Consider the following 25,838-nt stretch of genomic DNA (forward strand, 5'->3'; position numbering starts at 1 on the left):
ATCATGGCTGATGCTGGTGCCCGCCGTCCGTTTTTCCGTCGTCGCAAGTCCTGCCCGTTCACGGGCGCGAATGCGCCGAAGATCGACTACAAGGATTCCAAGCTGCTGATGCGTTACGTCTCCGAGCGCGGCAAGATCGTGCCGAGCCGCATCACGGCCGTGTCCGCCAAGAAGCAGCGTGAGCTCGCCCGCGCCATCAAGCGCGCGCGCTTCCTCGGCCTGCTGCCCTACGTGATCCGCTAATCGTTTCCGGCCGGCGGCATAAGCCGCCGGCCGCTTTATTCTCATAAGGCTTCCGGGTCGTCCGGTCGCCGATGGTTGGGGTTCTCGAGAGAGGACCCCTAACCGCTCAAAGGGGGCGGGACAGCTGATGATCGGGATCTTCACCGTTGCACTTGCCGCCGGCGCCGCGTCGGCGTTGATGTTCGCCTCGATCAGTTCGGGCGCGGCAATCTCGATACTGCTGTTCTATCTCGCACCGCTGCCGGTCATGGTGGCGGCGCTCGGCTGGAGCCCGCTTGCCGCCGCCATCGGCGGTGTCGGTGCGGCATCCGTGCTCGGCGCGATCTTCGGACTTCCCCACAGCATCGCATTTGCAATGATGGTCGCTGTGCCCGGCTGGTGGCTCGGCCATCTCGCGTTGCTCGGCCGGCCGATCGAGGCCGCAGCGGGCGATAGCGCCACGCAACAGCTGCCTGCGCTTGAATGGTATCCCGTCGGCCGCATCCTGCTCTGGATCGCAGGCCTCGCAATCATCACGACGGCCGCCGCGCTGCTCACGCTCGGCACCGATACCGACACGATCACCGGCACGTTGCGGCGTGGCCTGCTCAAGATGCTCAGCGCTGGTGACCAGGGCCAGCCCAGTGGAGAGATCGAACGGCTGGTCGACGTCCTGGTGATCTTCGCGCCGCTCGCGGCAACGGTCATCGCGATGATCACGCTGACGCTGAACCTGTGGCTGGCCGGCAAGATCACCCAAACCTCAGGTCGGCTGAACCGGCCGTGGCCGGAACTCCGCACCACCGCACTTCCCGCCATGACGCTGGTCGCGCTGCTGGTGGCCGCAGCCCTCAGTTTCGTCGGCGGCATGCTGGCGCTGCTGGCGCAGATCGTCACGATGGCACTCGTGATCACCTATGCGCTGGTCGGCTTCGCGGTGCTGCATACGCTGACGCTGTCGCTTGCCAGCCGCGGCTTCTGGCTCGGCGGCATCTACGCCGTGGTCGTCATGTTCGGCTGGCCGATCGTGGCGATCTTCGCGCTCGGCATCGCCGACGCTGTGCTCGGATTGCGCCAGCGCTATCTGCAAACCAGACCGCCGCCTTTGCCGGCGGAGTGAGATTCGATCCAACCACTTAAACCGTATACTTAGCATCTCAAAGGAGAACGAAAATGGAAGTCATTCTGCTCGAACGCGTTGCCAAGCTTGGCCAGATGGGCGAAGTCGTGCGCGTCAAGGACGGGTTCGCCCGCAATTTCCTGCTGAAGCGCGGCAAGGCCCTGCGCGCCACCGAGGCGAACCGCGCCAAGTATGACGGCATGAAGGCCGAGCTCGAGGCCAACAACATCAAGGCCAAGGGCGAAGCCGCCAAGGTCGCCGAGAAGATCGACGGCCGCGACATCGTCATCATCCGCCAGGCGTCCGAATCCGGCCAGCTGTTCGGCTCGGTCACCGTGCGCGACATTGTCGCCGCGCTGGCGACCGATGGCGTGACGGTGTCCCGGCCGCAGGTCTGGCTCGACTCGCCGATCAAGGTGATCGGCCAGCAGAAGGTGACGATCGCGGTTCACCCCGAGGTCGAGGCCAGCGTCACCGTGACGGTCGCCCGCTCCGCCGACGAGGCCGAGCGCATCAAGCGCGGCGAGGATATCTCGACCCGCCAGGAAGACCAGGACGCCGCTGCCGAGGCGCTTGCCGCCGCCGGCGAGTTCTTCGATCCGGAAGCCCAGCACGACGACGAAGCCGCACCGGCTCCGGCTGCCGAAGAGAAGTAAGCCTCTCTCCATCGCTCAACAGACTGAAGCCCGGCCCTCATCAGGCCGGGCTTTGGATTCGTGCCGCCGCCTGATCGTCGAGCATTGCGATCGAGGCCAGGGCGGTCGCGGTGTGCTTCTCCTTGCCGTCAATGATGCAGAACACGTCGGCCGCGACGACCGCGACCTGGCGTCCCGGCTTGATCACGCGCGCGCGGCAGATCAGCCGATCGCCCGACGCCGGCGACAGCAGGTTCAATTTGTACTCCGCCGTCAGCGCCGGCTGGCCGCGCGACGTCGCCGCCGCGATCGTGGTGGCATTGTCGACCAGGAACGCCGTCACGCCGCCGTGGAACAGGCCGTGCTGCTGCAACAGCTCCGGCCGGCGGTCGACCGCGAGCGTGCATGACCCGCGCGACAGTTCGGCCACTTCAGCACCGACCAGACCCATGAAACCCTGACGGCCGACATTGTCGCGAATCCGCGTCGCGATCGGCGCGAAGTCCGGATCGATCCCGCTCATGATGTCCCTCCTGCTCGCCCCGGCGCACCCGGCGCCACCACCGCGCGGATCGCACACGCGATCAGCGTCTCGACCTGCTCGCGCGGATCGCCGGTGTGGCGGCCCGACAGATAGGCGCGGCAGAAGATCTGCGCCGGCCCGATGATCTGGCTGAAGAACAGCATTGGTGTCATCGGCAGCAATTCGCCGCGCGCCAGCAGCGGCGCGCGCCAGCGCTCGATGGCCTCGGCGAGCCGCGAATTCTCGCTGCGCTGCGCGCCGCGCACTTCCTCGCCCCACTCGCTGCGCGAAATCTCGAACAGGAAGCGCGCCTCGCGCCTGGACGTCACGACCCAGTCGAGATGGGCGTGGATCAGCCGCGCGACGCCTTCGCTGGCGCCGTGCGTATCGTTGAGGGAGGTGATGATCGCGGCGTGATAGGCCTGCAGGATTTCCAGGAACAGGGTTCCGGCGAGCTGCTTCTTCGAGGTGAAGAAGTGGAAGAAGCTGCCGTTGGAGGCACGGGCGCGGGAGCGGATCTCGGCGACCGTGGCGCCCTCGAAGCCATCGCGATCGAACACCGCCAATCCCGCCGCCAGCAGATCCTCGCGTGCCGTGCTCACTTCGCCTCTCCACCTAGATCAATACTCTAGAGCTTTGCTCTAGCGGCGGTCAAACGAAAACGCCGGGCCTCATGGGTCCGGCGTCGGCGATTACTTCGAGCTTGGCGCCTCCGGCGGACCGGAGCCTGGCGTCGTCGGGGGCGGCGGTGGCGGCGGCGCGGTCGCGGTCACCGGCGGCGCGGCGGGTGCCGGAGACGCGGCAGCGGCGGGCTCGGGTGCGGCCGGCGCCGGCGTGACCTGCGGAACCGGGTCGGAGCGCAGGGCAGAAGGCTCGCTGCTGCTCTTCGGCGCATCAAGCTTGGCCGCGTCGGGCTGGCTGGCAGGTCTCGCCGGCTTCTCGGCCTCGCCCTTGTCTTCGTGCCTCACAGCCGTCTGGGCCTTTGGCTCGTCGCTGGAGGTCTCGCCCTTCGGCGCCTCCTCCGACTTCGGCTCGTCGAGCGGCTTGCCGCGACGGCCGTGCTTCTGGCGCAACGGCTTGCCCTCGCTTGCGGCCTGCGGCGGCTGGCCGTCCTCCGGCTTGGCGCCCTCCGGCGTTTCGGTCGGGCGGGCCATGCGCCGGCCGCGGTGGCCCTGACGGCCCTCGCCCGGCGCCTGGGTCAGACCATCGGCATCCGGCTTTGCACCTTCCTGTGCCGCGCCCTGATGCTGCCGGCGCGACGGACGTTCGGAGGCCTGCTCCGGAGACTGGATTGCCTCCTGCCTGCCTTCCCTGCCCTTGGCTCCCTTGGGCTGATCCTTGGCCTGGTAACGTGGGTCGTTGGCACCGTTCGAAATCAGATAGGACGACAGCACGCCGGCCATGTCGCTCGATGTGGTGTAGTGCTGGCGCAGGAAGCCCGGCAGCGAGCCGGCCGGAACGGTCTTCAGCAGGCCGCGCGGGCTCTTGTGGCAGGCCGTGCAGGTGTTCGCGAAGATCTGGGAGGGGCTTTTGCCGGCCTCGAGGTTTTGTGCGCGCACCGACCCGGCCGACAGGCCAATCAGAAGCGTCACCGTCGCCAGACTGAGGGCTCGGCTCAACATTCCTTAAGTCTCCAGATTCCGGAAAAATCGCCGCCTGCACCTGATGGATCGGCTGCGGCGGTCACCTTTTAGACGATTATCGCGCGAATGGAAGCACGCGCGTGACGCATCCACGCAATTGTCACATTTTGGAATATCGGCTTTGAGCACAACGCAATAGCGCGATCCAATTCCCTGCCTATGTTTAGTTTGGGGACACATTGGAGTGATCAGCTCCGGTGGTGTCGGTGTGCAGCTTGCCGTTCCGTTGGTGTCTCGATGGACCGATTGTTGCGATACTTCTTGGGGCGCTTTATCCGCCGCGGTTCGATCACGTTCACGACCGCGAGCGGCGCTCAATTCACATGCGGCGACGGCACCGGCATTCCGGCGGCCGCACGCTTCACGACCAGGGCGGCCCAAGCCCGCGTGCTGGTCGATCCCGAACTTTATCTCGGCGAAGCCTTCATGGACGGCACGTTCGTGGTGGAACAAGGCAGCATCGCCGATGTGCTGGCCGTCCTGATGGGCCAGGCGGCCATGTTGCCGAACTTTGCCAGGCTGCAGGCCTGGCTGCGCTTCCTCGGGCGGCGCGCCCAGCAGATCAACGTGCGCGGCCGCTCCAGAAGCAATGTCGCCCGCCATTACGACCTCGACGGCCGCCTCTATTCGCTCTTCCTCGACGCCGACAAGCAATATAGCTGCGCCTATTTCGAGACCCCGGAGGCGACGCTGGACGACGCCCAGCTCGCCAAGAAGCGCCACCTTGCGGCAAAACTGCTGATCAAGCCCGGCCACCGCCTGCTCGATATCGGTTCCGGCTGGGGCGGGCTCGGGCTCTATCTTGCAGAGATGAGCGGTGCTGATGTCACCGGCGTCACGCTGTCGACCGAGCAGCTGCAGATCTCCAACGCCCGGTCCGCGGAGCGGAACCTGTCGCAATCGGCGCGCTTCCTGATGCAGGACTACCGCGACATCCCCGGCCCCTTCGACCGCATCGTCTCGGTCGGCATGTTCGAACATGTCGGGGTCGCCTATTACGAGACCTTCTTCAAGCGCTGCGCCGAGTTGCTGAGCGACGATGGTGTGATGCTGCTGCATTCGATTGGCCGCTCGACCGGCCCCGATGTCACCAGCCCCTGGATCCGCAAATACATCTTCCCCGGCGGCTACATCCCGGCCCTGTCCGAGGTGATGCCGGCGATCGAGAAGGCCGGCTTGCTGATCTGCGACATGGAGATCCTGCGGCTGCACTATGCCGAGACGCTGAAGGCGTGGCGCGAGCGCTTCATGGCGCGGCGCGAGGAGGCCGTGCGGCTTTACGACGAAGCCTTCGCCCGGATGTGGGAGTTCTATCTCGCTGCCGCGGAGATGTCGTTCCGGGTGCAGAACATGATGAACTTCCAGCTCCAGCTCACCAAGCGCCAGGGCATCGTCCCGATGACCCGCGACTATATCGGGCGCGAGGAAGCCCGGCTGCGGCTGAAGGAGGCCGACGCCGCCAAGCCCCGGCTGCAACTCGCCGGCGAGTAAACCCGACAGGATGGGTGCTGTCAGTTGCGGAGGCTGTAGGCCGACCCGCAATGGGCGAAGGTCGAGGCCGGACGCGCCAGATGGGCCGCGGCGGCCGAGATCAGCTTGGCGTCGCAAGGAGCTTTCCGGACCTCCGGACGCGCCGCCTGCTCCATGGCATCGACAAGCGCGGCCAGCCAGCGGCGGTCCACACCGCCTGCCCGGCCAACCCTCGATCGCGCTGTCTGAAACTCTTGAGCCATCGCCGCCGTATCTTCCCTGAGCGGATACAACCCGAAATCCGCCGGGTCGTTCCCGCGATCCTTGCTGCAAAGAAAGTGCAGCAGGTGTGATCTGCTTCACAAAGGTCTGTCCCGGGCTGTCGTAGTGGTCCGGAATGACCCGAGAAACGCACCAGACGATGTTGGACCCGCAGCGCGATATCGCGACCGACTACGCCCTGATCGCCACCGGCGTGGTGGCCGCCTTGGTTGCGCTGGCTTTCCTCATCCTGATCTGAAGGAACCGGGGCCAGCCGCCGCCTCGCCTCTGCATGGGTCGGCTCGCGCCCAAAAAGGTTCAGGCTGCGTCCGGTTTTCGCCAACGACATTCCTGATCGGCCGCCCTCCGCCCGATCCTGGGCGAAACCCCGTCAAGCGGAATGCATCCGGCCGTCGCGATTCACACATCGCGGTGTGTGAATCGTGCATAAGAAAATATCCGTCCTTTCGCTTCGTGCCGGGCTGGCGCTTGATCGCCGCCCCACATCCGAAAATCGCAGCAACGACGCAATCAGAAGAATAAGCTCGTCCATGGCCTTGATTGATTCGAACGTCCACAAGCTCGCGCCTGACGCCGCATCGCCGACCTATCGGAATGCGCCGCACAACATCGAAGCGGAACAGGGTCTGCTGGGCGCCATCCTGGTCAACAATGACGCGTTCTATCGCGTCTCCGACTTTCTCGAGCCGAAGCATTTCTTCGAAATCATCCATCAGCAGATTTACGAGACGGCCGGTAGCCTGATCCGGATGGGCAAGGTTGCAACGCCCGTCACCTTGAAAACCTTCCTGCCGGCCGAGCTCGATCTCGGCGGCATGACCGTCAGCCAATATCTCGCTCGCCTCGCGGCCGAGGCGACCACCATCATCAACGCCCAGGATTACGGGCGCACCGTTTACGACCTCAGCCTGCGCCGCAACCTGATCCAGATCGGTGAGGAGATCGTCAACGTCGCCTACGACGCGCCGGTCGATTTCGCGCCGCGTGCGCAGATCGAGGACGCCGAGCGGCAGCTTTACGCACTCGCCGAGACCGGGCGCTATGACGGCGGCTTCCAGCGCTTTGCCGATGCGCTCACGGTCGCCGTCGACATGGCGGCAAAGGCATTCCAGCGCGACGGCAAGCTGTCGGGCATCTCGACGGGCCTGCGCGATCTCGACGCCCGCATGGGCGGCTTGCAGCCCTCCGACCTCATCGTGCTTGCCGGCCGGCCCGGTATGGGCAAGACCTCGCTCGCCACCAACATCGCCTACAACATCGCCAAGGCCTATGTGCCCGAGGTCCAGGCCGACGGCACGGTCAAAGCCGCCAACGGCGGCTCCGTCGGCTTCTTCTCCTGCGAAATGAGCGGCGAGCAGCTCGCCACCCGTATTCTCGCCGAACGCACCGGAATCCCGTCGAGCCACATCCGTCGCGGCGGCATCTCCGAGCTCGATTTCGAGAAGATCCGCGACTGCTCGATCGAGTTGCAGTCGCTGCCGTTCTATGTCGACGAAACCGGCGGCCTCTCGATCTCGCAGCTCACGGCCCGCGCCCGCCGGCTCAAGCGGCAGAAGGGTCTCGACCTGATCGTGATCGACTACATCCAGCTGCTGCAGGGCTCCGGCAAGAAGGGCACCGACAACCGCGTGCAGGAAATCACCGAGATCACCACCAACCTGAAGGCGCTCGCGAAGGAACTGAACGTCCCGGTGATCGCGCTGTCGCAGCTGTCGCGTCAGGTTGAAAACCGCGACGACAAGCGGCCGCAATTGTCCGACCTGCGCGAATCCGGTTCGATCGAGCAGGACGCCGACGTCGTGATGTTCGTCTACCGCGAGGAATACTACCTCGCGAACAAGGAGCCGCGCCCCGGCACCCCCGAGCACGAGAAGTGGCAGATGGAAATGGGCCTCGCCCACGGCAAGGCCGAAGTCATCATCGGCAAGCAGCGTCACGGCCCGACCGGCACCGTCGAGCTGCACTTCGAGGCCAGCGTCACCCGGTTCGGCGATCTCGCGGCCGACGGCCAGGTTCCGGATCACTCCCACTGATTCCGCTGCGCGGTTGAACGGCGCAAGCCTGCCGCGTACAACTGCGCCATGAACATCGTGACCGACGCGAAATCGCAGCTGACGCCCGAAGCCAACCTGCTGGCGGCCCACCCGGCCGCCACCGGCATCCTGACCATCGACCTCGACGCCATCATCGCCAACTGGCGCAAGCTCGAGAAGACCGCAGTCCCCGCCGAATGCGCCGCCGTGGTCAAGGCCAACGCCTATGGCTGCGGCGCCGAGCAGGTGTCGCGGGCGCTCGCCAAGGCCGGCTGCAAGACCTTCTTCGTCGCCAATGTCGAGGAAGCCGCCGCGGTGCGCGCCGCCGCTCCGCAGGCGACCGTGTATTCGCTCGGCGGCTTCTTCCAGCAGACCGGCGATGCCTACGCCAGGATCGACTGCAAGCCTGTGATCGGCGATCTCAACGAACTCGCCGAATGGGATGTGTTCTGCCGCCGCTCCGGCTGGTCCGGCGGCGCCGCCATCCATATCGACACCGGCATGAACCGGCTCGGGCTGACGGTCAGCGAAGCGCAGGGCATCATCCCGCGGATCAATGCCGGCGATCACGGCATCACGCTGGTCATGAGCCACCTCGTCTCCGCCGAGTTGCTCAACAGTCCGGTCAACGCCAGGCAGCTTTCGAGCTTCCGCGAGATCGCAAGCCTGTTCACCGGCGTGCCGGCCTCGCTGGCGAACTCCTCCGGCGTGTTCCTCGGCGCCCAATTCCAGTTCGACATGGTGCGGCCGGGCTGCGCGCTCTACGGCGTCAATCCGACCCCGGAGGCCGACAACCCGATGCAGCCCGTGGTCGACCTCAAGGCGCGCATCGTGCAGATCCGCAACATCGATCGCGGCGAGACCGTCGGCTATGGCGGCACCTGGACCGCGCGGCGGCCGACCCGGCTCGCGATCATCGCCGCCGGCTATGCCGACGGCTATTTCCGCGCCGCCAGCGCCAATGACGGCACCCGCGGCGCCGAGGTCGTGGTCGCCGGCAAGCGCTGCCCGATCGCCGGCCGCGTCTCGATGGATTTGATCGCGGTCGACGTCACCGACCTCGACAAGAACGCGGTGCGCCGCGGCCACATGGTGACGCTGATCGGCGAAGGCATCACCGTCGACGAGGTCGCGCATCATTTCGGCACCATCGGCTACGAGGTGCTGACCAGCCTCGGCCGCCGCTTCGTGCGCATCTACAAGGGCGGCGATGCGGTTGCGGCGACAAGCGACGCGAGTGTCGAGAAAGTCGACGCGGTCGCCGAGACGAGCAAACCGGCCACCACGCAAGCGGCGCCGCCAGTCATGCCGACGGCCGCGCCCGCTGCACCGCCACCACTGCCCTCCGCCTGACGGCATGAATCGTCGCGATCGTCTGACCGCATGAAGATCGCGACCTTCAACATCAACAACGTCAACCGCCGGCTGCCCAATTTGCTGCGCTGGCTGAAGGCGGCCAAACCGGACGTCGTCAGCTTGCAGGAGTTGAAGGCCAGCGACGCCGAGTTTCCGGCGGCCGCGCTCGCGAAGGCCGGCTACGGCGCGGTGTGGCAGGGACAAAAGACCTGGAACGGCGTCGCCATCCTCGCGCGCAAGGCCGATCCGGTGCTGATCCGCACCGCCCTGCCCGGCGATCGCGACGACCACGAGGCGCGCTACATCGAGGCCGCGGTGCGCGGCATCGTCGTCACCAGCCTCTATCTGCCGAACGGCAATCCGCAGCCCGGACCAAAATTCGAATACAAGCTCGCCTGGTTCAAGCGGTTGCGCGCCCACGCCGCCAAGCTGCTGAAGCAGGAGGTGCCCGTGGTGCTTGCCGGCGACTACAATGTCGCGCCGACGCCTCTCGACATTTATCCGACCCGCTCCTGGGACAAGGATGCGCTGATCCAGCCGAAGAGCCGCGCCGCGTTCAAGGCGCTGGTCGACCAGGGCTGGTGCGATGCGATCCGCACGCTGCATCCGGACGAGCCAATGTTCACCTTCTGGGACTACAAGCGCCAGCGCTGGCCGCGCGACGCCGGCCTGCGGCTCGATCATCTCCTGCTCAGCCCCGAGGTCGCCGCGCGGCTCGCGAAAGCCGGCGTCGACCGCGACATCCGCGGCGAGGAAGGAGCCAGTGATCATGCACCGGTGTGGGTGGTGTTGAGGTGATGGCGCCTGCCCCACCACAGCCGTCGTCCCTGCGAAAGCGGGGAGGTGGATTCACACTCGAAGTGCAACACTTGAGAGAAGGCCTCGAGAGGGGTTTGGAAGTCAAGGCATTTGCGCGGGGTGTTGTTGTAGGCGTTGATCGACTGGCGGAGGCGGCGCGTCGGGAAGGTCGCGAGATCGGTTTTGCGTGGAATGAAGCGGCGCATCCGACCGATCGCATTCTCGATGCCGCCCTTCTGCCAGGGCGCGTGCGGATCGCAGAAGAAGGTCTCGATCGCGAGGCGGTGCAGCTCCAGGTGACAGGCGAACTCGGTCCCATTGTCGAAGGTAACGGTCTGGCACAGGCCTTCCGGCAAGGCAGCAAACAAGCGGACGAGATGACGGGCGATACCGCGCGCGAGCTTGCTGGCGATGCGGATGCCGAGCAGCAGGCGCGAGGTGCGCTCGTGCACGGTCAGGATCGCCTGACCGTATTTGGAGAACATCATCAGGTCGGCTTCCCAATGACCGGGGGCATTGCGATCGGCGGCCTCGATAGGCCGTTTGTTCAAGGAAACACGGCCTTCTATGAAGCTTGCGGGACTGCCGCCCTTCTTGCCGCGGTAGCCGCGTTTGCTCTTGCCGCGTGGCAGATAACGCCGCCAGCTGAAGTCCGAGGTGCGTCGGATCTGGGCGTATATGAAGCGGTAGATGGTCTCGTGGGAGATCACCTTGCGGCCGTGTTCGCGGGCCAGCCGGCCCGCGACCTGCTCGGGCGACCAGCCCCGACCAAGGCGCTCCAAGACCGCGCGGCGCAGGCCGGGCTCCCGTTCGAGGCGTACGCCCGTCCAGCGCCGCGCTCGCATCTGTTGCTGGGCATAGCTGGGTTTGTAGCCGACCTGGGCGCCAGAATTGCGGTTCAGCTCCCGAGAGATCGTTGATGGCGAGCGATCCAGAGCTGCCGCGATTTGCCGCACCGAGCTGCCATTGGCTGAAAGCCGGGCAATCTCGCATCGCTCGTCCAGGGATAGCTGCTCGTAACTCCGCCCCATCGCAACACCTCCTCAAGGAAGTGTTGCACTTCGTTTGTGAACTCAGGGGACCCATACTCCGCGGCGGCTGTTGTTGAAGAGACGCGTCGTTCGGGCGTCGCTCAACAATGACTGCCTGTGGTTATCGGTCCCTGCTCCCGTGCGCAATTGCGCACTAGGCAGGGACGACGCCGAATATGTGGCGCTATCCGCGACCCTTGCGCCGGCGGGCCAATCGGTGGCATGGGCAAACCTCCTCTCGGAGCGAACAGGTGGGCTTTGTCTTCGTCCTGATCGTCGGCCTCGTCGCCGGCACCATCTCGGGCATCGTCGGCACCGGCTCGTCGATCATGCTGATGCCGGTCTTGGTCTATCAATACGGCCCGAAGCAGGCGGTGCCGATCATGGCGGTCGCCGCCGTGATGGCCAACGTGTCGCGCATCCTGGCCTGGTGGCGCGAGGTCGATTGGCGCGCTTGCGCCGCCTATTCGATCACGGGCATTCCGGCGGCAGCGCTCGGCGCGCGCACGCTGCTCGTGCTGCCCTCGCGCGCGGTCGATATCGCGATCGGCGTATTCCTGATCGCGATGGTGCCGGTGCGGCACTGGCTGGCGCGGCACAGGCTGAAAGCCAATCTCTGGCATCTCGCAATCGGCGGCGCGCTGATCGGCTACCTCACCGGCATCGTCGCCTCGACCGGCCCGCTCAGTGTGCCGCTGTTCCTGTTCTACGGCCTCAACAAGGGCGCCTTCCTCGCCACCGAAGCGGCGAGCTCGCTCGGGCTCTATGTCAGCAAATCGGTGACCTTCGAGCGGTTCGGCGCGCTGACACCTGATATCGCGTTGAAAGGCCTGATCGCCGGCATCTCGCTGATGGCCGGCGCCTTCATCGCCAAACGCTTCGTGCTGCATATGAAGCCGGAGGCATTCCGGCTGATCATGGACGGCATCATGCTGGCGGCGGGCGCGTCGCTGCTGTGGACCGCTATGATGAACTGAAGATCGATCATCCAGGGAAGCCCTAAAATGAAATCGCTCGAACTTTCACTGTTCGCCGATTACTTTCAATTCTACATCCAGGATGAACCTGCATCCGGCGACCTTTCCGCTGCGTGGACGGAGGAAGCGACCGATCGAATGCTCGCGATCGCGCCGGGGACGGTCGGGATCGGCACCGTGAGGAATATGGAAGTTCCAGTCGCGGTGACACTGCTTGAGCAGGAGCCCGACGACGATTCGGCTAACTGGGATCATGTGGTCGAAGCCAGCCTCGACCTCGCGTCCGGACGCGTCGTGATCGCCGGTTGCACCGACTACTTCCCCGATGCCGTGCGCATCGAGACCCCGCCAGGGTCCTATCGGGTGCGCGTCTCCTACGGCGCGCTCGACACGCTGTCGGAAAACGGCCTCGAGGGCGACGACCACTACCGGCTGCAGCTATGGCCGGCCGCCCCGATCGCGGTTCGCGTCCTGAAGCAACGATCGGCGTCGGGCCTCCGCTGACCCGACATGCCCGGGCACGGCGCGGCCGTCGGGCATTGCGACCCTTTGATCCGTGCTATGGAGAGGATCAGGAATCGAGCTCTTCTTCATGGCCAAATCCACCCTGTCCTTTGTCTGCCAGAACTGCGGCGCGGCGTATAATCGCTGGCAGGGAAAGTGCGACTCCTGTGGCGAGTGGAACACGCTGGCCGAGGAAGACACCACGGGCTCGGTGCCGGTCTCGATCCGCAGCAAGCGCAAGGGGCGAACGTTTGCGCTGGAATCGCTGTCCGGCAAGACCCAGGACGCGCCGCGGCTGTCGTCGGGCATGGCCGAGCTCGACCGCGTCACCGGCGGCGGCTTCGTGCGCGGCTCGGTGCTCCTGGTCGGCGGCGATCCCGGCATCGGCAAATCGACGTTGCTGACCCAGGCCACCTCCATGATGGCGCGCGCCGGCCACCGCGCGGTCTATATCTCCGGCGAAGAGGCGGTGGCCCAGGTGCGGCTGCGCGCCGAGCGGCTCGGGCTCGCCGATGCGCCGGTGCAGCTTGCCTCGGAAACCTCGGTCGAGGACATCGTCTCGACGCTGTCGGAAGGCGCGGTGCCGCGGCTGATCGTGATCGATTCGATCCAGACCATGTGGACCGACACGGTGGAATCCGCGCCCGGCACCGTGACCCAGGTGCGCGCCTCGGCGCAGGCACTCATTCGCTTCGCCAAGAAGACCGGGGCCGCGATCATCCTGGTCGGCCACGTCACAAAAGACGGCCAGATCGCCGGCCCCCGCGTGGTCGAGCACATGGTCGATGCGGTGCTGTCGTTCGAAGGCGAAGGCTCGCAGCAGTTCCGCATCCTGCGCTCGGTCAAGAACCGATTTGGCGCCACCGACGAGATCGGCGTGTTCGAGATGACCGGACTCGGGCTGCGCGAGGTCACCAACCCCTCGGAACTGTTCCTCTCCGAACGCGAGCTCGGCAGCCCCGGCACAGCCGTGTTTGCCGGCATCGAGGGCACCCGCCCGGTGCTGGTCGAATTGCAGGCGCTGGTGGCGCCGACCTCGCTGGGTACGCCGCGCCGTGCCGTGGTCGGCTGGGACCCGAGCCGGCTGTCGATGGTGCTGGCGGTGCTGGAGGCGCATTGCGGCGTCAAATTGTCCGGACATGACGTCTATCTCAACGTCGCCGGCGGCTTGCGCATCCAGGAGCCGGCCGCCGATCTCGCCGCGGCCGCCGCGCTGGTGTCCTCGCTGGTGAATGCGCCGCTGCCGACGGATGCAGTCTATTTCGGCGAGATTTCGTTGTCGGGCGCGATCCGCCCGGTGGCGCAGACCCCGGCCCGGCTGAAAGAGGCGCTCAAGCTCGGCTTCGGCCGCGCTATCCTGCCCGAATCGGCCCGCGGCGAACCGGGGGGCGATATGGGGCTCGCGCTCAACAGCGTCGGCAATCTGACCACGCTGGTCGCCGAGATTGCCGCGCGCGGAACGCCCCGCGGCGGCCGGGCTGCGCCACGGCACGACGAAGGTGCGCCAAGCGGCGACCCGGGCGGCTCCGGAGACGCTGATAAGGCTGGGAAAAATGCCACACCGGCCCGATTCCGTCGCGAGACCACCTAAAGCGGGCGTGACGTCTCAGCCCCTCGCCGCTATACATCCGCCGCGCGGGACAGGTGGTGTTGCGGCCTTGCCGGATGCCCCCAATGCGCCTCAGTTAGGACGGCACCGACTTTGCCGATTCGCGAGAGCTCTCACAGCGTAAGCCCTTAACAGCGTACCGAAACGTACCAGCGGACCTGACCAGCCGATGCCCGTAACAATACTCGATCTCGTCCTGCTCGGCGTGATGCTGATCTCGGGCCTGCTTGCCATGGTGCGCGGCTTCATGCGCGAGATCCTGTCGATCGCGGCCTGGGGCGCCGCCGCGCTGGTCACGCTGTATGCTTTCTCGAAGCTGCTGCCGACCGCCAAAACCTACTTCAACAACGACACGGTCGCGGCCATCGTCGTGGTCGCCGGCACCTTCATCGGCACGCTGATCGTGGTTTCCGTGATCACGGTGCGGATTTCCGACATGATCCTGGATTCCCGGATCGGCGCGCTCGACCGTACTCTCGGCTTCCTGTTCGGGCTCGCCCGCGGCCTCCTGATCGTGGTCGTGGCGTTCATGTTCTTCACCTGGCTGGTTCCGGACAAGCAGCGGCCCGACTGGGTGACCGGCGCGAAGTCCCGCGTGATGTTGCAGGGAACCGGGGATTGGCTCATGACGCTCTTGCCTGACGACCCCGAGAACACCATCTTAAAGAAGTTCAAGAAGAATAAGCCAGACGACGATTCTGCGGCCGATACCAATGATCAGGCGACGCCGGCGTCGGGTGATGGCTATAGCAAACCTGCGCGTGACAGCTTGAAGAAGCTGATCGAGAAACCCGCGGGCCGATAAACTATTTGGGCCCTTACGAGAGGCGATGAACGAGATGCAGACCCCTTCGGATCATAGCGACCAAATGGATCTCGACCTCGGCCCGATCGAACTGCAAGACGACCCCAAAAACGACCCTCTCAGGTACCACCCCGATCTCGATGGCGACACGCTCCGCGAGGAATGCGGCGTGTTCGGCATCTTCGGCCATCCGGAGGCCGCCGCGATCACCGCGCTCGGCCTGCACGCGCTCCAGCACCGCGGCCAGGAGGCCGCCGGCATCGTCTCCTTCGACGGCAGCCGCTTCCACTCGGAACGCCGCCTCGGCCTGGTCGGCGACGCCTTCTCCCGCCGCGAGGTGATCGAGCGCCTGCCCGGGAACGCCGCGGTCGGCCACGTCCGCTACTCCACGACCGGCGGCACCATCCTGCGCAACGTGCAGCCGCTGTTCGCCGAGCTCAGCGCCGGCGGCTTCGCGGTCGGCCATAACGGCAACCTGACCAATGGCCTGACCCTGCGCCGCGAGCTGGTCAAGGGCGGTGCCATGATGCAGTCGACCACCGATACCGAGGTGATCCTGCACCTGGTTGCGCAGTCGAAGCGCACCCGCTTCATCGACCGTTTCATCGAGGCGCTGCGCACCATCGAGGGCGCCTATGCGCTGGTCGCGCTCACCAACAAGAAACTGGTCGGCGCGCGCGACCCGCTCGGCATCCGTCCGCTGGTGCTCGGCGATCTCGACGGCCATCCGATCCTGACCTCGGAGACCTGCGCGCTCGACATGATCGGCGCCAAATATGTCCGCGACATCGAGCCCGGCGAGATCATCGTGTTCGACGAGCACGGCGCGCACAGCCACAAGCCGTTCCCGCCGAAGCCGGCGCGGCCCTGCATCTTCGAATACATCTATTTCGCCAGGCCCGACTCCATCGTCGGCGGCCGCTCGGTCTACGACGTGCGCAAGGCGTTCGGCGCTCAACTCGCGCGCGAGAGCCATCCCGAGGTCGACGTCGTGGTGCCGGTGCCGGATTCCGGCGTCCCTGCCGCGGTCGGCTACAGCCAGTATTCCGGCGTGCCGTTCGAGCTCGGCATCATCCGCAACCACTATGTCGGCCGCACCTTCATCCAGCCGACCCAGACCGTGCGCGAGCTCGGCGTCCGCATGAAGCATTCGGCCAACCGCGCCGCGATCGAGGGCAAGCGCATCATCCTGATCGACGACTCGCTCGTGCGCGGCACCACCTCGAAGAAGATCGTGCGCATGATGCGCGACGCCGGCGCCCGCGAGGTGCATTTCCGCCTCGCCTCACCGCCGATCCTCTATCCCGACTATTACGGCATCGACCTGCCGGACCGCGGCGGTCTGCTGGCGGCGACCCATTCGCTCGAGGAGATGCGCGACATCATCGGCGCCGACTCGCTCGCCTTCCTGTCGATCGACGGCATGTACCGCGCGATGGGCTATGAGGGGCGCGATCCAGCCAATCCAAGGTTCGCCGACCACTGCTTCACCGGCGCCTATCCGACCCACCTCACCGACCAGAGCGAAACCGAGGCCCCGCCGCGCCAGCTCTCGCTGCTCGCCGAGGCGAGCTGACGCTATCACCACCGCTGTCGTCCCTGCGAAAGCAGGGACCCATAACCACCGGCCAGCGTGGCTGGTGACAGGGTTAGACACGACCACTTTCTTCCATTATCGCCGTCACGGCGTATGGGTCCCTGCTTTCGCAGGGACGACGATTTGTTAGAGTCCCTCCCATGACAAAACCTCTCGCCTCCCGGATTGCCCTCGTGACCGGCGCCTCGCGCGGCATCGGCTATGCGACATCAATCGCGCTGGCCAAGGCCGGCGCCCATGTCGTGGCGGTGGCGCGCACGCAAGGCGGGCTGGAAGAGCTCGACGACGCGATCCGCAAGGACGGCGGCAGCGCCACGCTGGTGCCGCTCTCGCTCACCGACTACGAGGGCATCGCGCGGCTCGGGCTCGCGCTGCATGAGCGCCACGGCAAGCTCGACATTCTCGTCGGCAATGCCGGCACCGCCGGCCCCTCGTCGCCGCTCGGCCATATCGAGCTGAAGCCGTGGAACGACGTGCTCGCAATCAACGTCACCGCCAACTTCCAGCTGATCCGCTGCATGGACCCGCTGCTGCGGCAGTCCGACGCCGGCCGCGCGGTGTTCGTGACCTCAGGCGTGGCGCACAAGGCCAGCGCCTATCTCGGCCCCTATGCGGCCTCCAAGGCCGCACTCGACGCGCTGGTGCGCTCCTGGGCCAATGAGACCGCCAACACCGCGCTGCGCGTCAACCTGTTCAGCCCCGGCCCGATCCGCACAAGGATGCGCGCCCAGGTGTTTCCCGGCGAAGACCCGATGACGCTGGATACACCCGACATGGCCGCCGAATTCATCGTGCCGATGTGCTCGCCTGCATGGACCGAGACGGGCAGGCTCTACGACTACAAGGCACGCACGCTGCGGACATTCCAGCCGCCGGCGTGAGGGGCACATACGAGCCGCACCTTCGATTGTCATCACCCGCGCATGCGGGTGATCCAGTATTCCAGAGGCAGCAGTGCTTGAGTCGAGACGCCGCGGCGTACTGGATCGCCCGGTCGAGCCGGACGATGACACCGTTTATGGCGCTTCGGCTTGCCATTCTCATGCAATTGACTCCGCGTCCGCCCCACGATTGACTGCCCTCCCCAGCGGCCCGGCCGCCAAGAAAACTCTCGGGAGGCATCATGACGCCGACGTTCAATCGCGCGCGCTCCATTCTCACCGGATTGTTTTTCTCCGCCTGCATCGCATCCTCAGCGCTTCTCATTGCGCCCGCGCCGACCAAGGCCGGTGACGTCCCGACCTTCGCGGTCGACGCCTCCTGGCCGAAACAGCTGCCCAACAACTGGATCCTCGGCCAGATCGGCGGCATCACCGTCGACTGGCAGGGCCACATCTGGGTGATCCACCGGCCGCGCTCGCTGACCGATGGCGAGAAGGCCGCGAGCCTGAGCCCGCCGCGCGCAAAGTGCTGCGTGCCGGCGCCGCCCGTGCTGGAGTTCGACGCCGACGGCAATCTGCTGCGATCCTGGGGCGGACCCGGCGACGGCTATCAATGGGTCGGCCGCGAGCACGGCATCGAGGTCGACGAGCGCGGCTTCGTCTGGATCGGCGGCAATGCCGATGACGACAGCGAAATCCTGAAGTTCTCGCTCGACGGCAAATATCTCGGCCAGATCGGCAAGATCGCCGCGCGCACCAACAGCAACGACTCGACCCAGCTCGGCCGGCCCGCGGGGATCGCGATCGACAAGGACGCAAACGAGCTCTACGTCGCCGACGGCTATGGCAACCGCCGTGTCATCGTGTTCGACGCCACCACGCTGGCCTACAAGCGGCACTGGGGCGGCTACGGCAAACTGCCGACCGACGAGAAGCAGCCGCCCTACGATCCGAGCGCCGCGGTGCAGGAGCAGTTCGGCAATCCCGTGCACTGCATCAAGATCGCCAATGACGGGCTGGTCTATGTCTGCGATCGCAGCCAGGACCGCATCCAGGTGTTCCAGAAGAACGGCACCTTCGTGCGGGAATGGTTCTACGAAAAGAACACCCGCGGCGACGGCGCGGTATTCGATCTCGCGCTGTGGCCCGATCCGAAGCAGACCTATCTGCTGAACGCCGATGGCGCCAACAACGAGATCCGCGTCATCAAGCGCGACGACGGCACCGTGGTCGGCACCTTCGGCCATAGCGGCCGCAATGCCGGGCAATTCGCCCTGCTCCACGTCATGGCGGTCGACCAGAAGGGCAACGTCTATACCGGCGAAGTCGACGGCAAGCGGATCCAGAAGTTCAAGCTGACCTCGGACGCGCTGAAGTAGGCAATGACGGTGGGATGACGCTTCGACGCAGTCATCCGGCTTTATGCGGATTGCCGCTCGCCTGAGGACAGGGTAAGCGGGAACCCGAACGACCGGCACAAGGCCCCACAAGAGGGCCGTCCGGATAAATCACAGTGGAGGGAATGTCTCATGACGACGACGCTCGCACGGCGCCACGCCGTGCTTCTCGCTTGCGCCGCACTCGGCCTTGCAACACCTGCCTTTGCTCAGGACAAGAACGTCAAGATCGGTGTGCTGAACGACATGTCGGGCCTCTATGCCGACATCGGCGGCCCGAACTCGGTGGCCGCGGCCAACATGGCGGTGGAGGATTCCGGCCTGCGCGCCAAGGGCTGGAAGATCGAGGTGGTCAGCGGCGACCATCAGAACAAGCCCGATGTCGGCGTCAACATCGCGCGCAACTGGATCGACAATGAGAAGGTCGACATCATCACCGATACGCCGAACTCCGGCGTTGCGCTGGCGGTGAGCAACCTCGCCAAGGAGAAGAACTCGATCGTGCTCAACTCGGGGGCTGCGACCGCCGACCTCACCGGCAAGGCCTGCAACGCCAACACGATCTCCTACACGTTCGACACCTACATGCTCGCCAACGGCACCGGCAAGGCGCTGACCAAGGCCGGTGGCGACAGCTGGTTCTTCCTCACCGCCGACTACGCCTTCGGCCATGCGCTGGAACGCGACACCTCGGCGGTCGTCACCGCCAACGGCGGCAAGGTGCTGGGCGGCGTCAAGCACCCGCTCAACACCGCGGATTTCTCCTCGTTCCTGCTGCAGGCGCAAGCATCCAAGGCCAAGATCATCGGCCTCGCCAATGCCGGCGGCGACACCACCAACGCGATCAAGCAGGCCTCCGAATTCGGTATCACCGCGGGCGGACAGAAGCTCGCGGCGCTGCTGCTGTTCGTCAACGACGTGCACGCGCTGGGCCTCAAGATCGCGCAGGGCCTCACCTTCACCGAGTCGTTCTACTGGGACATGAACGACCAGACCCGCGCCTGGTCGAAGCGTTTCCAGAAGGTCTCGCCGAAGGGCTCGATGCCGTCGATGACGGTCGCCGGCGTCTATGCCGGCGTGCTGCATTATTTGAAGGCGCTGGACGCGATGGGCGGCAATCCGCACGACGGCGCCAAGGTGGTCGCCAAGATGAAGGAGATCCCGACCGACGATCCCTTGTTCGGCAAGGGTCCGCTGCGGATCGACGGCCGCCGCATCATCCCGGCCTATCTGTTCGAGGTGAAGAAGCCGGAAGAGTCGAAATATCCCTGGGACTATTACAAGCTGATCGCCACCATCTCGCCGGAAGACGCCGCCAAGCCGCTCGAAGCGAGCGACTGTCCGCTGGTGAAGAAATAAGCCAGCTGCCGTAGCGTGGGCAAAGGCGCGCTAGCGCCGTGGCCACCATTGCGGCGTGCTCGCGATGGTGGGCACGCTTACGCTTTGCCCACCCTACGCTTTTCATTTCGCGGCTGACTTCGCCTTGGCCTGCGCGGGCAGCGACGCCCACTCGCGGTCAGCGCGCGGGCCGCCGGGATCGCCGGTCAGACCGACCAGCTGTCCGGGCTGCACGTCGAGCGTCTGCTTCCAGGTCTGGGTCTGGCACAGGAACCTGATCAGACATCCCTGGAGCTTCAGCCGGTCGTACGCATCGCGCCACAGCGACACCGCATAGGACTTGCCGTCCTCGGCATTGTAGATCTCGCCGTCGAACCGCCCCTCCGGCGTCAGCTTCAATCCCAGGATCAGCTGATGGCCGAGCAGCGCGCGCGTTCGCTTGTCGGGATCGGGATTGAGGCTGTCGCGCAGCGGCTGGCCACGCGGATCGAGCGGATCCTTCATCCAGACGATGAAGCCGCAGATGCGATCGCGCGCGGTGCCGCAGCGCTCGAGCCGGATGCGGGCCTGTCCGTTTTCGGTCAGCCAGGTGCCGCTGGGATCGGCCGGGATCGTCTCGGCGCGGCCGGTCGAACTCATCAGCAGGGCCGCGACCAGGCTGCGCAGAAACATGCGAACCAGAAAGTTCATTGCAAGGGACCTTTCAGTGTGACCTTTCAGCGTCGGGATGATTTCGAGGGACGCGCGCGGCGCGCCTCACTTCAGTTGCGCCATGAAGGCATCGGCACCCTTGTCGATGCCGGCGGTGGCGGCGGCGAGATCGCCGACGCTGGCCTTGATGTCGTAGGCGTTGGGATATTGCTTGCTGACGTAAGCACCGAGCAGCCGCGAGGTCGGGCCGTCGAACATCTCGACGGCATAGATCACCGAGCCGGTCATGGTGCCCTCGCCGTCGCGCGCCGCCTGCACGCCATTATAGATCGCGCCTGCCATATCGAAGCGCGACAGCGTGCCGAGCACCGGCGTGTTGGCAACCGCGCCGGTCAGCGTCAGCCGCACGCGAAACGTGTTCGGCCCGCGCGTATTCACCAGCATGAAGCGGCCACGCAGTTTGTCGGCGAAGCGGGTCTGCATGTAGGCGGCGAGCGTCTGCTTGTCCTTCTCGGACATCTCGCCGAACTGATGATCCGCGCCGCGATAGATCACGACCGGATCGAGCATCACCTTGTTGTAGCTCCGCCAGTCGACCGGCGGCGCATAGCGATACGGCACGCGGCCTGAGGAATCCGACGTATCGGGCGTCATGTAGGCGGTTGACGCCACGTCCGAATAGGCCACCGGCGTGACGCCGGCGCATCCTGCTGCGAGGACGCAAAGCGCCATCGCTCCCAGACCGCGTGTCGCGATCGAGCTCTCCATTCCAATCTCCTCATCCGAGCTAAAGCGGAAGAGCAGCTCGGCCGCAGCCGCGTCCGGGGCTAAAGTTACGGCTGCGGCCGTCACTGCCGATCTGGCTCGCCGTCCCGGCGCCGCCAGACCTTGCCTCAGTGCGGCCATCTATAAAACCGACCAGACGGTTTGTAAAGTTGCAATCGCAGGAAACCCGTCAGAAAAATTCCGGGCTTGAAGCGCGCAGGAGAAAACCTGTCGCGACGGCTTCGCGAATGACGGCCAGCGCTGTCACAAACCCGAGATGTTTGCTGTGATACCGGACCAATTGCCGGGGGATTTCAGGGGCCCGGTGCCGATCCAACGCCGCCAAGCGATCATATTCCGCTTGGGCGGCGTTGCGTTTTCAGGGCAGCGTCGGAAATTCAGCTGCGCTTGCGCGCCGAGACCGGCTTTGCGGCGCGCGCGCCGGCAGGCTTCGGCGACGCCGTTTGCGCCCTCGCCCTGGACGGCTTTGCTGCCGCGGGCGCGCCCTGCTCCATCGCGGTCCACTTGCTGTCGTCGAGCAACCGTTCGAACAGCCGGTCGCGCTCCACATCGGTCAGCGACAACATGCCGAACAGCGAGCTCAGCAGCAGTCCGCGCGCCGCTGCCCAGCGCAGCAGCGCGAGATCCGGATCGCGCGCCTCGGCCTTCATCAGCGCGACCTTCTTGATGTCCTGATCCCGCGGCATCGCCATCAATTCAGGATTCTCGTTCATCGCCGCCAGCAGTGCGAACGCCCCCGCCCGCGGCGTCGAGATCGCCTCGCGCAGCGTCGCGATCTGCGCCGACAGTTCGGGCTGCGCGGTGGTCCCGCGCACATTTTCGATGTAGCGGTTCGAGAATTCCTCGAAATGCGCCATCTGCTGCTCGAGCAGAGCGCGCAGCACCGCTTCCTTGGTGCGGAACTGATGCATCACGCCGCCCTTGCTGAGCCCGCTCTCGCGCGCGATCGCGTCCAGCGTCAGGCGTCCCGGACCGTCGCGCGTCACGATGGTGATCGCGGCGTCGAGCGCGGCGTTGCGGGAGCGTTCCGAGCGGGAAGGATTATCCATGGGCTACTTACTCAGGAAGGAGTCGCGTGAGAGCGCAGTATCTCAGCGGCATCGGTCAATCTCAAGCGCTGCATCCGATAGTGCCAGGCGGCGCGAACCACGTCTCCGCCATGCCGGCGGCGACCTCGGGAGACGCCTCAATTTCAGGAAGCGTCATCGAGTGCCCCGATCACTCACGCGCACAAGCGAACCTTCCGCAGCAGGCCATGGAGGAAACCGTGCGCCATGCGGCCGATGACCTTTTCCCCGCGACCGCGCGCGCGGGCGACAGCCTGGGCGTCGGCATGGCTGGCGGCGACGATCGTCGCATGCCTGCCGCCATCGAGCTTCAGGTCGGTCAGATAGACGAGGCTGCGCGACGTCAGCAGCGCCGCCTGCGCGTCGCTGAAGCGGGTCAACTCATCGTAGTTATCAACGGCCTCGTCGGTCACCATGCTCCTCCTGGCAGCGCGGCCTCCGGGCGAGGCACGCAACTTGATCCGGCATTGGCTTTATACAAACCAACCGGATGGTTTGTAAATGGTCAAAATAACGCAATCGTCATCGCGGCGGCCCGTCGGGCCGGTGTCGGACTGGCGCAGCCGCGTTCGTCCTCGAAGCATCGATCCACCAGCAGCCGGAACCCGCAAGCGATGACACAGCAGAAACAGACGACGGAAGCCGAAATCAGGGCACTGATCGACGCCTGGGCGGCGGCCGTCCGCCGACAGGACTATCCGGGCATCCTCGCCCGCCACGATCAGGACATCGTGATGTTCGACGTGCCGCCGCCGTTGCAGTCGCGCGGATTGGATGAATACAGAAAGACGTGGGACCTGTTCTATACCTGTTACCGTCCCTCGCACGCCTTCGATATCGACGAGATCGCGATCACGGCCGGCGATGATGTCGCCTTCGCGGTCATGGTGATGCGCTGCGGCCCGCCCGACGCCATTTTCCAGTTCAGGCTAACGATCGGATTGCGCAAGATCGACGGCGATTGGCGCATCACGCACGAGCACCATTCGGTGCCGGCGACGGATTAGAATTGTAGGGTGGGCAAAGGCGCGCGCGCCGTGTCCACCATTCCCGGCGTGCTCGCGATGGTGCGCACGCTTGCGCTTTGCCCACCCTGCGGAGTTGTCTTCACCGTCGCGCGCCAGGCGATGCCGAGCGCGAGCAGCAGCAGCGCGCCGGCCAGAAAGAACGGCGCGCCGGGCATCTTGAGCGGCGCGACGTCGCCGATGAAATAGACGAAGGGCAGCGTGAACAGGAACGGGCCGATCAGCTCGGACATGCTCTGCGCGCTCGACGTCGCGCCCTGCAACTGGCCTGCTGGTCGGCGGCGACGAGCTGCGTCGTCAAGGCGTGCGTCGCGGCGCCGAACATCGCGAAGCCCAGGGCGCCGCGGATACGTGCCGCGTTGGCGATGTCGTTGTCGACGAAGCCCTCGATCAGCTTGGGCAGGATCGGGATGATGATCCCGAGCGCGAGCATATCGAGCAACAGGGTGATGAGATCACCGCGCCGCTGGGCGCCTGTGGCACGGCGGCTGCGGCGGTATCAACCTCGTTTGACGCGTTTTCTTCACGCGAACCGGTACCCACTTCGCTCGAAAACGCGATGCCCGCTCACGACGGCCGTTTGCGCTTGTGGGCGAACGGATTGGCCTTCTCACGCAGCGTGATCCGGATCGGCGTGCCCGGCAGATCGAAGGTTTCGCGCAGCGAGTTGATCAGGTAGCGCAGATAGGATCGCGGGATCGCATCGGCACGCGAGCAGAACAGCACGAAGCTCGGCGGGCGCGCCTTCACCTGGGTGATGTAGTTCAGCTTCAGCCGGCGGCCCGAAACCGCCGGCGGCGGGTTGGCCTGGATCGCCTGCTCAAACCAGCGATTGAGCGCCGAGGTCGGCAGCCGCCGGTTCCAGACCGCATAGGCCTCCTGGATCGCGGTCATCAGGCGGTCGATGCCCTCGCCCATCAGGCCGGAGACCGCGACAACAGGCGCGCCCTTGACCTGCGGCAGCCAGTGGTCGGCATCGGTGCGCAGCTGCGAGATCTGGTTGGGCTTGCGCTCGACCAGGTCCCATTTGTTGACCGCGAGCACGATGGCGCGACCCTCGCGCTCGATCAAATCGGCGATGCGCAGGTCCTGCTCCTCGAACTTGTTCTGCGCGTCCATCATCATGACAACGACCTCGGCGAAGCGCACTGCGCGCAGCGCGTCGGCGACCGAGAGCTTTTCCAGCTTCTCCTCGATCCGCGAGCGGCGACGCAGGCCGGCGGTGTCGAACACCCGGAACTGGCGGCCCTTCCAGGTGATCTCGACCGCGATGGAATCCCGCGTGGTGCCGGCCTCGGGGCTGGTCAATAGCCGCTCCTCGCCGAGCAGATGGTTGATCAGGGTCGACTTGCCGGCATTGGGCCGGCCGACGATGGCGACGCGGATCGGGCGCTGCGCGGCCTCCTCCTCCGAGATGTCCTCATCGTCCTCGATCTCGTCGTCTTCCTCCGGCGCCTCGGGCACCAGCGCGCTCAGCGCCTCGTGGAGGTCGCCCATGCCCTCGCCGTGCTCGGCCGAGATCTGCACGGGATCACCGAGCCCGAGCGCGTAGGATTCCATCGCCCCGATCTCGCCATGCTTGCCCTCGGCCTTGTTGGCGACCAGCACCACCGGCTTGTTGGCCTTGCGGGCGAAGTCGGCGAAGGCGCGATCGGTCGGGGTCAGGCCGACGCGGGCGTCGATCACGAACATCAGCGCGTCGGCGAGCTCGATCGCGGTCTCGGTCTGCTCCTGCATCCGCGCCGTCAGCGAGCCCTTGGCGCCCTCGTCGAGGCCTGCGGTGTCGATGATGGTGAAGTCGAGATCGTAGAGCTTGGCCTGACCCTCGCGGCGGTCACGGGTGACGCCGGGCTCGTCGTCGACCAGCGCGAGCTTCTGGCCGACCAGCCGGTTGAACAGCGTCGACTTTCCGACATTGGGCCGGCCGATAATGGCGATGGTGAAAGACATGAACTATCCAAGCGCAATTTATGAAGCTGGAGTCAATGAGCTTCGGGTAGCCCGTGCCTCTTGTCGTTCGGTGGCCTCATCCTTCGAGACGGCGCTTCGCGCCTCCTCAGGATGAGGGTCTTGGACCCTCATGGTGAG

Annotated in this window: 29 protein-coding genes; 17 read left to right on the top strand and 12 right to left on the bottom strand. The window is 65.7% G+C overall.

Annotated elements, in window-relative coordinates; all coding sequences use genetic code 11:
- The first annotated feature begins 3 nt into the window (after positions 1–3).
- The 3 genes from rpsR (at position 4) to rplI (ending at position 1,998) form a co-directional block, all read left to right on the top strand.
- Positions 4–243 carry a 30S ribosomal protein S18 gene (gene rpsR, locus ACVINW_RS33380; protein ID WP_016844287.1) on the top strand — a complete coding sequence of 80 codons (240 nt, stop codon included), beginning with the start codon at positions 4–6 and terminating at the stop codon, positions 241–243.
- A gap of 127 nt (positions 244–370) precedes the next feature.
- Positions 371–1,342, top strand: coding sequence for a hypothetical protein (locus tag ACVINW_RS33385; RefSeq protein WP_456755195.1), 972 nt, complete (start codon positions 371–373; stop codon positions 1,340–1,342).
- Positions 1,343–1,395: 53 nt separating this feature from the next.
- Complete coding sequence (gene rplI / locus ACVINW_RS33390) at positions 1,396–1,998, top strand: 50S ribosomal protein L9 (RefSeq protein WP_456755196.1); 603 nt, start codon at positions 1,396–1,398, stop codon at positions 1,996–1,998.
- Between the two features lie 40 nt (positions 1,999–2,038).
- Here the strand turns inward: rplI and ACVINW_RS33395 are convergent, their stop codons facing one another.
- The 3 genes from ACVINW_RS33395 to ACVINW_RS33405 form a co-directional block, all read right to left on the bottom strand.
- Positions 2,039–2,500 (bottom strand): PaaI family thioesterase, encoded by a 462-nt coding sequence (locus ACVINW_RS33395; RefSeq protein WP_456755197.1) that lies wholly within the window; start codon positions 2,498–2,500, stop codon positions 2,039–2,041.
- Positions 2,497–3,102 carry a TetR/AcrR family transcriptional regulator gene (locus ACVINW_RS33400; RefSeq protein ID WP_456755198.1) on the bottom strand — a complete coding sequence of 202 codons (606 nt, stop codon included), beginning with the start codon at positions 3,100–3,102 and terminating at the stop codon, positions 2,497–2,499. Before ACVINW_RS33400 ends, ACVINW_RS33395 begins: the two co-directional genes overlap by 4 nt.
- A gap of 90 nt (positions 3,103–3,192) precedes the next feature.
- Entirely contained in the window at positions 3,193–4,122 is a 930-nt protein-coding gene (locus tag ACVINW_RS33405; RefSeq protein ID WP_456755199.1) for a hypothetical protein, read from the bottom strand.
- 258 nt (positions 4,123–4,380) lie between these two features.
- Here ACVINW_RS33405 and ACVINW_RS33410 point away from each other — a divergent pair, with 258 nt between their 5' ends.
- On the top strand, positions 4,381–5,634 hold the full coding sequence (locus tag ACVINW_RS33410; RefSeq protein ID WP_456755200.1) for a class I SAM-dependent methyltransferase: 1,254 nt from the start codon (positions 4,381–4,383) through the stop codon (positions 5,632–5,634).
- Between the two features lie 20 nt (positions 5,635–5,654).
- Here ACVINW_RS33410 and ACVINW_RS33415 read toward each other — a convergent pair whose 3' ends face one another.
- On the bottom strand, positions 5,655–5,825 hold the full coding sequence (locus ACVINW_RS33415) for a hypothetical protein (protein ID WP_456755201.1): 171 nt from the start codon (positions 5,823–5,825) through the stop codon (positions 5,655–5,657).
- Between the two features lie 185 nt (positions 5,826–6,010).
- On the opposite strand from ACVINW_RS33415, the gene ACVINW_RS33420 reads away from it, so the two are divergent.
- The 4 genes from ACVINW_RS33420 to ACVINW_RS33435 all read left to right on the top strand — a co-directional run bounded on the left by ACVINW_RS33420 (position 6,011) and on the right by ACVINW_RS33435 (position 10,082).
- Positions 6,011–6,133 carry a hypothetical protein gene (locus tag ACVINW_RS33420; protein WP_283812622.1) on the top strand — a complete coding sequence of 41 codons (123 nt, stop codon included), beginning with the start codon at positions 6,011–6,013 and terminating at the stop codon, positions 6,131–6,133.
- 292 nt (positions 6,134–6,425) lie between these two features.
- A complete protein-coding gene (locus ACVINW_RS33425; protein ID WP_456755202.1) occupies positions 6,426–7,928 on the top strand; it encodes a replicative DNA helicase in 1,503 nt (500 codons plus the stop codon).
- A 48-nt stretch (positions 7,929–7,976) separates the two neighbouring features.
- Positions 7,977–9,281 carry an alanine racemase gene (gene alr, locus ACVINW_RS33430; RefSeq protein ID WP_456755203.1) on the top strand — a complete coding sequence of 435 codons (1,305 nt, stop codon included), beginning with the start codon at positions 7,977–7,979 and terminating at the stop codon, positions 9,279–9,281.
- A gap of 30 nt (positions 9,282–9,311) precedes the next feature.
- Positions 9,312–10,082, top strand: coding sequence for an exodeoxyribonuclease III (locus ACVINW_RS33435; RefSeq protein WP_456755204.1), 771 nt, complete (start codon positions 9,312–9,314; stop codon positions 10,080–10,082).
- On the opposite strand, the gene ACVINW_RS33440 is transcribed toward ACVINW_RS33435, so the two are convergent.
- Positions 10,052–11,113 carry an IS30 family transposase gene (locus ACVINW_RS33440; RefSeq protein ID WP_456755205.1) on the bottom strand — a complete coding sequence of 354 codons (1,062 nt, stop codon included), beginning with the start codon at positions 11,111–11,113 and terminating at the stop codon, positions 10,052–10,054. The two genes, ACVINW_RS33435 and ACVINW_RS33440, sit on opposite strands and share 31 nt — an antisense overlap.
- Before the next feature lie 251 nt (positions 11,114–11,364).
- Here ACVINW_RS33440 and ACVINW_RS33445 point away from each other — a divergent pair, with 251 nt between their 5' ends.
- The 8 genes from ACVINW_RS33445 (at position 11,365) to ACVINW_RS33480 (ending at position 20,242) form a co-directional block, all read left to right on the top strand.
- Complete coding sequence (locus tag ACVINW_RS33445) at positions 11,365–12,090, top strand: sulfite exporter TauE/SafE family protein (protein ID WP_456755206.1); 726 nt, start codon at positions 11,365–11,367, stop codon at positions 12,088–12,090.
- A 27-nt stretch (positions 12,091–12,117) separates the two neighbouring features.
- The gene (locus tag ACVINW_RS33450) at positions 12,118–12,594 is read left to right on the top strand and encodes a hypothetical protein (RefSeq protein WP_456755207.1); all 477 of its coding nucleotides are present in this window, start codon (positions 12,118–12,120) and stop codon (positions 12,592–12,594) included.
- Between the two features lie 88 nt (positions 12,595–12,682).
- Complete coding sequence (gene radA / locus ACVINW_RS33455) at positions 12,683–14,185, top strand: DNA repair protein RadA (protein WP_456755208.1); 1,503 nt, start codon at positions 12,683–12,685, stop codon at positions 14,183–14,185.
- 187 nt (positions 14,186–14,372) lie between these two features.
- Entirely contained in the window at positions 14,373–15,008 is a 636-nt protein-coding gene (locus ACVINW_RS33460) for a CvpA family protein (RefSeq protein ID WP_456755209.1), read from the top strand.
- Between the two features lie 25 nt (positions 15,009–15,033).
- Complete coding sequence (gene purF / locus ACVINW_RS33465; protein ID WP_456755210.1) at positions 15,034–16,584, top strand: amidophosphoribosyltransferase; 1,551 nt, start codon at positions 15,034–15,036, stop codon at positions 16,582–16,584.
- A 161-nt stretch (positions 16,585–16,745) separates the two neighbouring features.
- On the top strand, positions 16,746–17,486 hold the full coding sequence (locus tag ACVINW_RS33470) for an SDR family NAD(P)-dependent oxidoreductase (RefSeq protein ID WP_456755211.1): 741 nt from the start codon (positions 16,746–16,748) through the stop codon (positions 17,484–17,486).
- Between the two features lie 242 nt (positions 17,487–17,728).
- Positions 17,729–18,865: a hypothetical protein gene (locus ACVINW_RS33475; protein WP_456755212.1), complete on the top strand. Its 1,137-nt coding sequence runs from the start codon at positions 17,729–17,731 to the stop codon at positions 18,863–18,865.
- 150 nt (positions 18,866–19,015) lie between these two features.
- Complete coding sequence (locus ACVINW_RS33480) at positions 19,016–20,242, top strand: ABC transporter substrate-binding protein (protein WP_146984344.1); 1,227 nt, start codon at positions 19,016–19,018, stop codon at positions 20,240–20,242.
- 102 nt (positions 20,243–20,344) lie between these two features.
- Here ACVINW_RS33480 and ACVINW_RS33485 read toward each other — a convergent pair whose 3' ends face one another.
- The 4 genes from ACVINW_RS33485 to ACVINW_RS33500 form a co-directional block, all read right to left on the bottom strand.
- Positions 20,345–20,911 carry a DUF2147 domain-containing protein gene (locus tag ACVINW_RS33485; protein ID WP_456755213.1) on the bottom strand — a complete coding sequence of 189 codons (567 nt, stop codon included), beginning with the start codon at positions 20,909–20,911 and terminating at the stop codon, positions 20,345–20,347.
- A gap of 66 nt (positions 20,912–20,977) precedes the next feature.
- Positions 20,978–21,640, bottom strand: coding sequence for a DUF3313 domain-containing protein (locus ACVINW_RS33490; protein WP_456755214.1), 663 nt, complete (start codon positions 21,638–21,640; stop codon positions 20,978–20,980).
- Positions 21,641–22,035: 395 nt separating this feature from the next.
- Complete coding sequence (locus tag ACVINW_RS33495; protein ID WP_456755215.1) at positions 22,036–22,707, bottom strand: TetR/AcrR family transcriptional regulator; 672 nt, start codon at positions 22,705–22,707, stop codon at positions 22,036–22,038.
- A 173-nt stretch (positions 22,708–22,880) separates the two neighbouring features.
- Positions 22,881–23,138 carry a hypothetical protein gene (locus ACVINW_RS33500; protein WP_456755216.1) on the bottom strand — a complete coding sequence of 86 codons (258 nt, stop codon included), beginning with the start codon at positions 23,136–23,138 and terminating at the stop codon, positions 22,881–22,883.
- Positions 23,139–23,192: 54 nt separating this feature from the next.
- Here ACVINW_RS33500 and ACVINW_RS33505 point away from each other — a divergent pair, with 54 nt between their 5' ends.
- Positions 23,193–23,732, top strand: coding sequence for a YybH family protein (locus ACVINW_RS33505; protein WP_456755217.1), 540 nt, complete (start codon positions 23,193–23,195; stop codon positions 23,730–23,732).
- On the opposite strand, the gene ACVINW_RS33510 is transcribed toward ACVINW_RS33505, so the two are convergent.
- From ACVINW_RS33510 to der, 3 genes are all read right to left on the bottom strand, one after another.
- On the bottom strand, positions 23,729–23,983 hold the full coding sequence (locus ACVINW_RS33510) for a hypothetical protein (RefSeq protein ID WP_456755218.1): 255 nt from the start codon (positions 23,981–23,983) through the stop codon (positions 23,729–23,731). The two genes, ACVINW_RS33505 and ACVINW_RS33510, sit on opposite strands and share 4 nt — an antisense overlap.
- A complete protein-coding gene (locus tag ACVINW_RS33515; protein ID WP_456755219.1) occupies positions 23,971–24,183 on the bottom strand; it encodes a hypothetical protein in 213 nt (70 codons plus the stop codon). The genes ACVINW_RS33510 and ACVINW_RS33515 overlap by 13 nt, the downstream gene beginning before the upstream one ends.
- Positions 24,184–24,317: 134 nt before the next feature.
- A complete protein-coding gene (der, locus tag ACVINW_RS33520; RefSeq protein ID WP_456755220.1) occupies positions 24,318–25,700 on the bottom strand; it encodes a ribosome biogenesis GTPase Der in 1,383 nt (460 codons plus the stop codon).
- Positions 25,701–25,838 lie beyond the last annotated feature (138 nt).

The sequence above is a fragment of the Bradyrhizobium sp. USDA 4461 genome (assembly GCF_054055655.1).

What these genes read in the sequence shown, in the direction of transcription:
- rpsR (WP_016844287.1), top strand. Translation starts at nt 4, where the DNA reads ATGGCTGATGCTGGTGCCCGCCGTCCGTTTTTCCGTCGTCGCAAGTCC.
- ACVINW_RS33385 (WP_456755195.1), top strand. Translation starts at nt 371, where the DNA reads ATGATCGGGATCTTCACCGTTGCACTTGCCGCCGGCGCCGCGTCGGCG.
- rplI (WP_456755196.1), top strand. Translation starts at nt 1,396, where the DNA reads ATGGAAGTCATTCTGCTCGAACGCGTTGCCAAGCTTGGCCAGATGGGC.
- ACVINW_RS33395 (WP_456755197.1), bottom strand. Translation starts at nt 2,500, where the DNA reads ATGAGCGGGATCGATCCGGACTTCGCGCCGATCGCGACGCGGATTCGC.
- ACVINW_RS33405 (WP_456755199.1), bottom strand. Translation starts at nt 4,122, where the DNA reads ATGTTGAGCCGAGCCCTCAGTCTGGCGACGGTGACGCTTCTGATTGGC.
- ACVINW_RS33410 (WP_456755200.1), top strand. Translation starts at nt 4,381, where the DNA reads ATGGACCGATTGTTGCGATACTTCTTGGGGCGCTTTATCCGCCGCGGT.
- ACVINW_RS33420 (WP_283812622.1), top strand. Translation starts at nt 6,011, where the DNA reads ATGACCCGAGAAACGCACCAGACGATGTTGGACCCGCAGCGCGATATC.
- ACVINW_RS33425 (WP_456755202.1), top strand. Translation starts at nt 6,426, where the DNA reads ATGGCCTTGATTGATTCGAACGTCCACAAGCTCGCGCCTGACGCCGCA.
- alr (WP_456755203.1), top strand. Translation starts at nt 7,977, where the DNA reads ATGAACATCGTGACCGACGCGAAATCGCAGCTGACGCCCGAAGCCAAC.
- ACVINW_RS33435 (WP_456755204.1), top strand. Translation starts at nt 9,312, where the DNA reads ATGAAGATCGCGACCTTCAACATCAACAACGTCAACCGCCGGCTGCCC.
- ACVINW_RS33440 (WP_456755205.1), bottom strand. Translation starts at nt 11,113, where the DNA reads ATGGGGCGGAGTTACGAGCAGCTATCCCTGGACGAGCGATGCGAGATT.
- ACVINW_RS33450 (WP_456755207.1), top strand. Translation starts at nt 12,118, where the DNA reads ATGAAATCGCTCGAACTTTCACTGTTCGCCGATTACTTTCAATTCTAC.
- radA (WP_456755208.1), top strand. Translation starts at nt 12,683, where the DNA reads ATGGCCAAATCCACCCTGTCCTTTGTCTGCCAGAACTGCGGCGCGGCG.
- ACVINW_RS33460 (WP_456755209.1), top strand. Translation starts at nt 14,373, where the DNA reads ATGCCCGTAACAATACTCGATCTCGTCCTGCTCGGCGTGATGCTGATC.
- purF (WP_456755210.1), top strand. Translation starts at nt 15,034, where the DNA reads ATGAACGAGATGCAGACCCCTTCGGATCATAGCGACCAAATGGATCTC.
- ACVINW_RS33470 (WP_456755211.1), top strand. Translation starts at nt 16,746, where the DNA reads ATGACAAAACCTCTCGCCTCCCGGATTGCCCTCGTGACCGGCGCCTCG.
- ACVINW_RS33475 (WP_456755212.1), top strand. Translation starts at nt 17,729, where the DNA reads ATGACGCCGACGTTCAATCGCGCGCGCTCCATTCTCACCGGATTGTTT.
- ACVINW_RS33480 (WP_146984344.1), top strand. Translation starts at nt 19,016, where the DNA reads ATGACGACGACGCTCGCACGGCGCCACGCCGTGCTTCTCGCTTGCGCC.
- ACVINW_RS33485 (WP_456755213.1), bottom strand. Translation starts at nt 20,911, where the DNA reads ATGAACTTTCTGGTTCGCATGTTTCTGCGCAGCCTGGTCGCGGCCCTG.
- ACVINW_RS33490 (WP_456755214.1), bottom strand. Translation starts at nt 21,640, where the DNA reads ATGGAGAGCTCGATCGCGACACGCGGTCTGGGAGCGATGGCGCTTTGC.
- ACVINW_RS33495 (WP_456755215.1), bottom strand. Translation starts at nt 22,707, where the DNA reads ATGGATAATCCTTCCCGCTCGGAACGCTCCCGCAACGCCGCGCTCGAC.
- ACVINW_RS33510 (WP_456755218.1), bottom strand. Translation starts at nt 23,983, where the DNA reads ATGTCCGAGCTGATCGGCCCGTTCCTGTTCACGCTGCCCTTCGTCTAT.
- ACVINW_RS33515 (WP_456755219.1), bottom strand. Translation starts at nt 24,183, where the DNA reads ATGCTCGCGCTCGGGATCATCATCCCGATCCTGCCCAAGCTGATCGAG.
- der (WP_456755220.1), bottom strand. Translation starts at nt 25,700, where the DNA reads ATGTCTTTCACCATCGCCATTATCGGCCGGCCCAATGTCGGAAAGTCG.